This window comes from Peribacillus sp. B65 (genome assembly GCF_058513295.1).
This window is the reverse complement of the sequence record NZ_CP195840.1, coordinates 3,200,711-3,210,164: the sequence shown is the minus strand read 5'-3', so window position 1 is coordinate 3,210,164 and position 9,454 is coordinate 3,200,711. Positions and strand designations below refer to the sequence as shown.

Annotated in this window: 12 protein-coding genes; 10 read left to right on the top strand and 2 right to left on the bottom strand. The window is 36.6% G+C overall.

Going from position 1 to position 9,454, the window contains the following annotated elements; all coding sequences use genetic code 11:
* Both ACSR9O_RS15705 and ACSR9O_RS15700 read left to right on the top strand, forming a co-directional pair.
* The coding region (locus ACSR9O_RS15705) for a hypothetical protein (RefSeq protein ID WP_491725478.1) at window positions 1-148 on the top strand (148 nt) is incomplete at its 5' end.
* 332 nt (window positions 149-480) lie between these two features.
* Window positions 481-645, top strand: a complete 165-nt coding sequence (locus ACSR9O_RS15700; protein WP_491724675.1) for a hypothetical protein — start codon at window positions 481-483, stop codon at window positions 643-645.
* 117 nt (window positions 646-762) lie between these two features.
* Here ACSR9O_RS15700 and ACSR9O_RS15695 read toward each other — a convergent pair whose 3' ends face one another.
* Window positions 763-912 carry a hypothetical protein gene (locus ACSR9O_RS15695; protein ID WP_491725477.1) on the bottom strand — a complete coding sequence of 50 codons (150 nt, stop codon included), beginning with the start codon at window positions 910-912 and terminating at the stop codon, window positions 763-765.
* A gap of 275 nt (window positions 913-1,187) precedes the next feature.
* A complete protein-coding gene (locus tag ACSR9O_RS15690) occupies window positions 1,188-1,427 on the bottom strand; it encodes a hypothetical protein (RefSeq protein ID WP_491725519.1) in 240 nt (79 codons plus the stop codon).
* A gap of 238 nt (window positions 1,428-1,665) precedes the next feature.
* Here ACSR9O_RS15690 and ACSR9O_RS15685 point away from each other — a divergent pair, with 238 nt between their 5' ends.
* The 8 genes from ACSR9O_RS15685 (at window position 1,666) to ACSR9O_RS15650 (ending at window position 9,424) form a co-directional block, all read left to right on the top strand.
* On the top strand, window positions 1,666-2,334 hold the full coding sequence (locus ACSR9O_RS15685) for a TetR/AcrR family transcriptional regulator (protein WP_491724674.1): 669 nt from the start codon (window positions 1,666-1,668) through the stop codon (window positions 2,332-2,334).
* Between the two features lie 249 nt (window positions 2,335-2,583).
* Window positions 2,584-3,732: an amidohydrolase family protein gene (locus tag ACSR9O_RS15680; RefSeq protein WP_491724673.1), complete on the top strand. Its 1,149-nt coding sequence runs from the start codon at window positions 2,584-2,586 to the stop codon at window positions 3,730-3,732.
* A gap of 15 nt (window positions 3,733-3,747) precedes the next feature.
* Window positions 3,748-4,164, top strand: a complete 417-nt coding sequence (locus ACSR9O_RS15675; protein WP_491724672.1) for a Rieske (2Fe-2S) protein — start codon at window positions 3,748-3,750, stop codon at window positions 4,162-4,164.
* A gap of 261 nt (window positions 4,165-4,425) precedes the next feature.
* Window positions 4,426-6,189 carry a 2-oxoacid:acceptor oxidoreductase subunit alpha gene (locus ACSR9O_RS15670; protein ID WP_491724671.1) on the top strand — a complete coding sequence of 588 codons (1,764 nt, stop codon included), beginning with the start codon at window positions 4,426-4,428 and terminating at the stop codon, window positions 6,187-6,189.
* A complete protein-coding gene (locus ACSR9O_RS15665; RefSeq protein ID WP_491724670.1) occupies window positions 6,170-7,042 on the top strand; it encodes a 2-oxoacid:ferredoxin oxidoreductase subunit beta in 873 nt (290 codons plus the stop codon). Before ACSR9O_RS15670 ends, ACSR9O_RS15665 begins: the two co-directional genes overlap by 20 nt.
* A 108-nt stretch (window positions 7,043-7,150) precedes the next feature.
* Window positions 7,151-7,399, top strand: a complete 249-nt coding sequence (locus ACSR9O_RS15660) for a ferredoxin (protein ID WP_491724669.1) — start codon at window positions 7,151-7,153, stop codon at window positions 7,397-7,399.
* A 108-nt stretch (window positions 7,400-7,507) separates the two neighbouring features.
* Window positions 7,508-8,605, top strand: a complete 1,098-nt coding sequence (locus ACSR9O_RS15655) for a zinc-binding dehydrogenase (protein ID WP_491724668.1) — start codon at window positions 7,508-7,510, stop codon at window positions 8,603-8,605.
* 24 nt (window positions 8,606-8,629) lie between these two features.
* Window positions 8,630-9,424: a 2-keto-4-pentenoate hydratase gene (locus ACSR9O_RS15650; protein ID WP_491724667.1), complete on the top strand. Its 795-nt coding sequence runs from the start codon at window positions 8,630-8,632 to the stop codon at window positions 9,422-9,424.
* The last annotated feature ends 30 nt before the right edge of the window (window positions 9,425-9,454 follow it).

The window sequence follows — 9,454 nt, the reverse complement described above, 5'->3', positions numbered from 1 at the left end:
CTTGCAGGAGTCATTAAAGGCATCCTCGGGAATTGATGTCAAAGACTTGCTTGAGAATTTCTCAGGAAAACGAAATTTACCATTCACCACCATCAGCCAGGAGAATGTAGAAGCGAACATGAATATGGCAGCAGGCAAGGAAGAATAACAGTGAATAATAAAGTGAAGAAAGGTAAGAGCACATATTTGCTCTTATCTTTTTTGAATAGTTTGGTTTATAAAAGGCATGATTAGTTTATTTGGTCTTTTGTACTTAATAAATATGTTCATAATATTCGGTTTTTAAGTAATTTAACAACTTTTGCTTTTGGAAGGAATAATGAAAACAATATTCAGTTTTGTCACTCTATTTTTTGTCCGTTTTTTCATTTTAGATTCATTAATGTGTAATTTCCTAGCTGTTGAACGGGTGCTTTAGTGAAATAAGGAATAACCTCAAGCTTTGAGGTTCATAAACAAAAAAAGCGAGGATGACAAGAGATGGACAATGAAAAGTCCCAAGAAATTCTTCGGTTGATCACTGATAAGAAGGCTTATCAAAGAGCAATTGCACTATCAGAACAAGCGCTAACAGAAGATGAACGAAATTGGATAAGGCAGGTTTTGAGTGATTATGACCCATTTGAAATTGAAATATCGCCATAATACTTTTATAGAAAAAAACTATAATTGAACGAAACGCATATAAAGGAGCTGTGATAAAAGAGTTAGATGATCTAAGAGAAAAAATGATAAAATTTACCCCACAAGAGTTGCTTGAATTTAGAAACTAATACTAAATTTATCTCCTAAACGATAATCCTTATTTACTCCGGGACTTCCTCCATTTTTAGGAAAGTGCTTATAAGCCCTGTTCAAAACTATTTCTGCTTGTCCTACGTAATAAGTATCTTTTACACAATTAAGGATGATATAAATACCAGAGAAATCATTTTGGCTTTCTCTTACATTTTTAATACGTCATTTTCAACGCTACACTAGTTAGAGGATTATGCAATAAGGGCTTATGATTCATTAATACCATATGGTTATAATAAAAATCCAGGTAATGTAATGGATAAACATATTTTTAAAAAGTTATGATTACCAAAAAGCTGCGGATTAATATTAGATAAGATTAAAGGTACAGATAATTTTCGAGCCTTTCAAATGATGATAAGAGGAGGGATTACACCAGGACTTTATTATCAGGACTTGTATTGCCAAGCAATACACATTTTCTCCTTAACTTTGTTAAGATGATAAAAGCGTATCAAAAGGTTAATAAAAAAAGTCCTAGGAATGATCATACTTATAGCTCCATCATCATCAAAATCATGTTTTTTCCATCTATTCGATACAAAATTTAACCGTGCACCTTCAGGTATTTTTACTTTTCTTTTACCGGTATCGTTCATTTCTTTAATGGCATCTAGTGCTTTTATCAATGTTCAGCTGACTTTGTTGATCAAGACTCAAAGGCTTCTAGTCTAGCGGTTCAACTTGTTCAGCTATAAAAACTGTGTTATTATCACAGTATAATTTATGATCGCGATCGTATACTTTAACTAAATATCTAATGATAAATGACCCGTGTTATGTTAAATGTGTAATATAAAATAGAAATTTATATTGGACACACAGTCCATTAATGACTTTTTTTGTGTGAAAAGGGAGGGAAACTTAATGGCGAGAAGTGATATACAAATTGAGCGAATGTTAAATTATTTTATTGATGCAACGGCCAAGCTAATAAAAGAAGAAGGAATCAAAAATATTAGTATAAGAAAAATTGCAAAGGAAGCAGGATATACAAGTTCTACGATCTATAATTATTTTTCGGAGGTTTCTCATCTCATATTTTTTGCAGGAATGCGCTTCGTAGAGAATTATATTGAGGATTTACCTAAATATAGTGCAAGAGCAAAAGATCCATTAGAAAAATACTTATTAGGATGGGAATGTTTTTGTGACCATTCATTTAGGGAACCTGAATTATATCATGCAATATTTATTGCAGATCTAGGAGAACATCCTGAGGAACTCTTAAAAAATTACTCTTCCATGTATCAGTCTGATACAATTCAACTTCCGGAAGAATTAGAGGGAATTGTTAGTGAGCATAATTTAAGTAAAAGAAGTAGGGAAGTTTTAGAAAAATATGCAGATAAAGGTGTCTTTAAAAAAGAAGATGTTGAAAAACTTAGTGAAATAACAATCTTGATATGGCAAGGAATGATTACATCTCTGCTTAATAATCGAGCAACTTTTACATCTGAAGAAGCTTCAAGAAAAACGATGGAATATATCCGGGATATAACATTAAATACGGCAAATATGTTAGAAAGTAAGTAAATAAAGAGGCAGAAAAACAGTTTTTGTTTTTCTGCCTCTTTTTGTTCAGTTTTTAGGGTCGGTGGTAAAAATAGAAAATTTTCTCTATTCAGATATTTACAAAAACTACAAAACGAATTATACTGTGGTTAAGAAATCGCGATCATTAAAATATCAAGATTTTTAAAACGCTTTCAAACAGGCGGATTTCGAAGATAATTTAGTGATCATTGAAAGTTAATAAACGTTTATTAAGAGAGGAGTATTAAAATGATTAATGCAATTAACGAAAAGAGTGTTACAGGGTCTACCAAGACAAAACAGTTGGTTATTGATTCTGATGTACATTCATATTTAAGTTCACTTGATGACCTTGTACCATATTGTAATGAGTCTCTTCAAAAGCGTTTAAATATTGGTAAATTCAAAAAGCAAGCATTTGAAGGGAAGCTAATCTCTGCAGCAGAATTTCGCTTCCCAGAATGCAGATATATCAACCCCGTTTCGGTTGTACGTGGAGATGCTTTTTCACCAGAAGGGGCTATCCCGGGTTCTGATCCTGAATTTGTAGCTAAAGATTTGTTTGATCGCTCAAACACACAGTATGGAATTTTAAATTCATGTAATGCAACAATGGGTGCTTTTCACAATATAGATGTCGCAAATGGATTTAATGCAGCTTTTAATGATTGGCAATATGAGAATTGGATTGAAAAGGACAGCCGGTATAAGATGTCTATGCTTGTATCACCTCTTGATCCCGTGGCAGCCGTAAAGGAAATTGAGAGAATCGGGAAAAAACCAGGAGTTGTAGCAGTTAATTTACAAACGACTACTATTCCATTTGGCAATAGACATTTATATCCTATTTATGAAGCTGCGGAACACTATGGACTGCAAATGCTTATCCACCCTGATTCTGAGGCCTCAGGGGAGAACGGACCTGCACAAGCAGTAGGTCCAGCATCAACATACATGGAATGGCATACTTGTTTAGGGTTTAATGCTCAAAGAAATATTGTGAGTTTAGTTTGTGAAGGTGTCTTTGAAAAGTTCCCTAAACTAAAATTTGTATTTGTAGAATATGGTGTCGCTGGGATAGTGCCACTTCTATGGAGAATAGATAAAAATTGGAAGACACTTCGTGAAGAAGTACCGTGGTTAAAAGAATTACCTAGCGAATATATTAAACGAAATGTTCGCTTAGGAACGCAGCCAATTGAGGAACCGTATCGTCCTAAAGATTTATTAGAAATCATTCAAATGGCTGGGATTGAGGATATGCTTCTTTACTGCAGTGATTATCCACACTGGGATGGAGATGAAGCAGATCGGGTATTTAATACTTTTCCAAAAGAATTAAAAAATAAAATCTTTTATGAAAACGCTTTAAATACTTATAATTTTAATCGACAGTAGAAAGGAAAATGAAAAATGGGTGAATTAATAAGTGTTACAGTTTGTTCATCAGAGGATTTAAAACCCGGTCAACGACAACTAGTAAAAGTTGATGGATCAGAAATTGCCATTTTTAATCTTAATGGTCAGTTACATGCCGTTCGAAATAAATGTCCGCATCAGGGAGTATCCATGGTATATGGTTCAATAGATGGAACGATGCTGCCAAGTGATCCACATACGTATCAGTATGGAAAACATAATGAGATTTTACGCTGTCCTTTACATGGATGGGGATTTGATATTAAAACAGGGGAATCTTTGTTTGATGCACAAAATTGTAAATTAAAGACCTATGATGTCCGTCAAGAAGGTAACTTTATTGTTTTGTATCTTAATAAAGAGCCGAAAACTGTTTCATTAATTGAACATCACGCTTGTGTTGTATCATAAAAATTAAATAAAAGATTTTTTTATTGCCATAAAGAGATCATGATCGTTTTTAAATCATGGTCTTTTTATGAAAACATTATAACAGACTTAACCCAAGCCATGACACAATGGTCGGAACAGTTTTTTTACAAAGTGTAAAAAAAATAGAGAGCACTAAATAGCGTTATAGACGGCATTTTAATTTTTTGACAATCCAATTTAAGGGGATGTTCATGTGGTATTAACTGAACAGTTGGCCTTATATAATGAGGAGTGAAATTGGTGAAACATCAACTTTCATGGAAAGTAGGGGGCCAACAGGGAGAAGGCATTGAGAGTACGGGAGAAATCTTTTCCAAGGCTTTAAACCGATTAGGCTATTTTTTATATGCATACCGTCACTTTTCATCTCGAATTAAAGGTGGTCATACAAACAATAAGGTTCGAGTGAGTACCAGTAGAGTTAGTACAATTGCTGATGATCTTGATATATTAGTAGCATTTGATCAGGAAACAATTGATCTGAATTATGACGAGCTACATAGTGAGGGCATTATTATTGCTGATTCAAAATTTAAACCGGTCAAACCGGAAGATACGGAAGCAAAGCTTTTCGCCGTACCATTCACTGAAATGGCAGCTGAACTCGGTACACCGCTTATGAAAAATATGGTCGCCATTGGAGCGACTTGTGCCATCATTAACCTCAATCCAGCCGCTTTTGCTGATGTCGTTAAAGAAATCTTCAGTAAAAAAGGCAACGACGTCATTCAGAAAAACATGGAAGCAATCTATCAAGGTTATACTTTCATGCAGGAAAATTTAGGGGATGTGCCGACTCCACTAGGACTAGCTCAGGCAGATGGACAGCAACGTCTATTCATGATCGGCAATGACGCAATTGCATTCGGAACGCTCGCGGCAGGAGTCCGCATCATGGCTGCTTATCCAATCACGCCTGCTTCTGAAATCATGGAATATCTCATTGATAAACTGCCTGAAGTGGGTGGAGCAGTCATTCAGACAGAGGATGAAATTGCTGCTGCTACCATGGCAATTGGTTCTAACTACGCCGGTACCCGTTCGTTTACCGCCTCAGCTGGTCCGGGGCTTTCCCTAATGATGGAAGCTATTGGATTGTCAGGTATGACTGAAACGCCTCTTGTGGTTGTCGATACACAACGAGGGGGGCCGTCCACGGGCTTGCCCACGAAACAGGAGCAATCAGATTTAATGGCGATGATCTATGGTACCCATGGAGAGATTCCGAAAGTGGTGATAGCACCGAGCACAGTTGAAGAGGCTTTCTACGATGCAATTGAAGCATTTAATATCGCTGAAGTATATCAATGCCCAGTTATATTACTGACTGATTTGCAACTATCATTAGGAAAGCAAACTGTTGAGCCATTCGATTTCAATAATATAGAAATTCGCCGTGGAAAACTGAAAACAGATGAAATCGTACCAGAGGATGAAAAAGCGTATTTTAAACGATATGAATTGACTGAGGATGGAGTGTCTCCGCGAGTAATACCCGGAACAAAAAATGGCATTCACCATGTGACAGGTGTAGAGCATGATGAAACAGGAAGGCCTTCGGAAGTGTCAGCTAATCGGAAGCTGCAAATGGATAAGCGTATGCGTAAGCTAGACAATTTACCACAACGTTTTCCAAATCCTATTACGGTAAATGCGCCTCATGAAAAACCTGAGCTTTTGCTAGTCGGATTCAATTCAACACTCGGAACAATTGAAGAAGCAATGAGCCGACTTGAAAAAGAAGGGATAAAAGTCAACCATATGCATATTCGGCTTATCCATCCGTTTCCTACCGCGGCTGTATTGCCATTTATCGAAGCTGCTGAAAATGTGCTTGTTGTAGAAAACAATGCCACTGGCCAGTTAGCAAATTTAATAAAGATGAATGTTGGATATATATATAAAATGAAGAGTTTATTAAAATATGACGGTAATCCATTTCAGCCAATTCATCTTTACAATGCAAGCAAGGAGCTGTTGGTACATGTCCACAATTACGTTTAAGGATTTTAGAAACGATGTAAAGCCGAATTGGTGTCCTGGCTGTGGTGATTTTTCTGTTCAGGCAGCAATCCAACGGGCTGCAGCCAGTGCAGGACTAACACCGGAAAATATGGCTGTAATTTCTGGAATTGGCTGTTCAGGGAGGATCTCAGGTTATATTAAATCATACGGTCTTCATGGTATTCATGGGCGTTCACTGCCAATTGCCCAAGGTGTCAAAATGGCAAATCGAGATTTGACTGTCATTGCTTCTGGCGGCGACGGTGATGGCTACGCAATTGGGTTGGGACACACAATCCATGCGATGCGCCGTAATATCGATCTCACTTATATTGTAATGGATAATCAGATATATGGACTGACAAAAGGGCAGACTTCTCCACGTTCTGCTGCTGGATTTGTAACAAAATCAACTCCGCATGGTGCAATTGAAAAAACACTGTCGCCAATGGAATTAGCTGTTTCAAGCGGAGCAACATTTGTTGCTCAAAGCTTTTCTACTGATTTAAAAGATTTGACAGCGATTATTGAAGCAGGAATTAAGCATAAAGGGTTCTCTTTGATAAATGTGTTCAGTCCTTGCGTTACCTATAATAAAGTAAACACATATGACTGGTTTAAAGAACACTTAGTCAACCTGAATGAAATTGAAGGGTACGATCCTGCTAGCCGGGAAATGGCTATGAAAACATTAATCGAACATGAAAGTCTTGTGAAAGGCATTATTTATCAAGACAAAGATCGTCTATCATATCAAGATCTCGCAAATGGTTATGCAGAACAGTCACTGGCTCATTCAAACATTGAGCTTCATCCCAACCATTTTGAGAAACTGATGAGTGAGTTTATTTAAAGGCTGGATTCCAGGCGGCGGTTCTAGAATAATCACCTTAGCTTTCTAAATCTTTTTTGGAAAGGCTCGAGACAAAACAAAAGATTAGAGAGGAGAAAGCGAGCAAGAATGGCTAACTATACGATCGTAGATAAAGAAACTTGTATTGCTTGTGGAGCTTGTGGTGCTACAGCTCCTGAAATTTATGATTATGATGAAGAAGGTATTGCGTTTGTAATATTAGATAATAATGAGGGAACCGCATTGGTACCTGATGAAATCGAGGAAGATATGATAGATGCTTTTGAAGGATGTCCAACCGACTCTATTAAATTAGCTCCTGTGCCTTTTGATGGTAATCCTTACAATGAAGCGTAATCTCTAGATACTTAATCAGTAAGTAAAAATGTTAAAAGAACTCAATGGCGCTATAGACAATATTTCTAGTTTTTTCAAAGTAGCAGCAAAATGATAGGGGAGTGGAAATTGGGAATAAGCAGTTTGTTACAATCGATTCCATCAAAAATGAAAGCTGTAGTTGTAACAGAATATGGGGGAGTAGAAAAGCTTGAGGAACGGAAAGTACCTGTACCAATTCCTAAGGAAAATGAGGTACTAGTAAAAATATATGCCTGTGCTGTAAATAATTCAGATATTTTAATGCGTGAAGGTGGTTACGGTACTGATACAAAATCAAGCGAAAAAGCGGGTTGGAAACGAGAGGCTATTTCTTTTCCTCGCATTCCTGGAACAGATGTTGCGGGGCAAATCGTAGCTGTAGGTGCAAACATCAATCCAGCATGCTTGGGAGAAAAAGTAGTGTTATTTCCATTTATTTCTTCAGCTCCTGATGGTTTAGAACATATGGCAGATGATATAACCTTAATGAGTTCTGAGTGTGATGGTGGTTATGCAGAGTATATTACATGGCCAAAGGAATTGTGCAGACCAATGCCGCTGTCTGGTTATGTTGAAAGTTCTTCTTTTATTGTTAGCTGTTTTACTGCATGGCATATGCTTGAAAAAAGTAAAGTTGTTCCTGGGGAAAAGGTTCTAATTACAGGGGCTACTGGAGGTGTTGGTTCCTATGCAGTTCAAATTGCCTCAAAAGTATTTGGTGCAAATGTCATTGCACTGGTAAGAGATCAATCTTTAAAAGAAAAAATGATAGAACTGGGAGCAAGTGAAGTTTTATCATATAAATCAACAACTTTAGCAGATGATGTTATAAAGGCTGCAGATGGCAAGGTTGATGCTGTACTGGATGTTGTGGGGGATCCTTTATTTTCAACTTGTTTGAAGGTATTAAGAAATGGGGGACGGTTAGCAATATCCGGTGCTGTTAGCGGGGCGATTACACAGCTTGATATCCGTACAGTATATTTAAACCATCTTTCGATAATAGGGTGTACGTTAGGTACTCGGAAAGAATTCGATCAAATGTTAGATGTGATTCGAGCAGAGAAAATTAAACCGCTTATAGATAAGGTTTTTCCATTAGAAAAAGCGCGAGATGCTCAGGAATACTTTAAAAGGTCAGAAAAATTCGGGAAAGTAATATTGCAAACTAAACCGAAGAATTAATCCAAATACGAGGAGGGCTTTCTGTTGAATAGAGTAGTGTCTAATAAAATTAAAGATCTTGCAAATTATTTAATTGAAGCTGAGAAGAGTCAAAAACCGAATAACCCATTAACTGAAGTGGAGCCAGATTTAACGTTAGACGAAGCTTATGAAGTTCAGCTGCAAGTGGTTCAGGAAAAACTATCTCAAGGAGTTAAAATTGTCGGTAAAAAAATTGGTTTAACTTCTCGTGACATGCAAATCATGTATGGCATCGATACGCCGGATTGCGGTCATTTATTCGAAAATATGATTGTTGAAAATAACCATGAGGTATCCTTTAATGATGTCATTCAGCCGAAAATCGAATCTGAAATCGCATTTGTGTTAAAGAAAGATTTAAAGGGTCCGAATGTTACCGTAGAAGATGTGCTTCAAGCAACAGATTATGTTCTTCCTTCTATTGAAATAATTGATAGTAGAATTAAAGATTGGAATGTGAAATTGCAAGATACCGTTGCGGATAATGCATCTTCTGGTCTTTATGTTCTTGGAGATAAACCTGTTTCAGTGGATGAAGTTAATCTTCCTGATATCACCATGAAAGTATATCAAAATAGTCAATTGATGAAAGAAGGGGTAGGAAAAAACGCTATGGAGCATCCGGCAGCTTGTGTTGCATGGCTGGCTAATAAATTGGCAGAGTTCGATGTAGTATTACAAGCTGGAGAAGTGATACTTTCTGGTGCCCTTGCTACTACTATTGATGTTGTGCCAGGTGATGAATTCACAGCTGTATTTGAACATTTAGGAGAAGTGAAAGTTAAATTCACAAAATAATAGGAGTCTATCAAAAGTTCTTAATTAAAT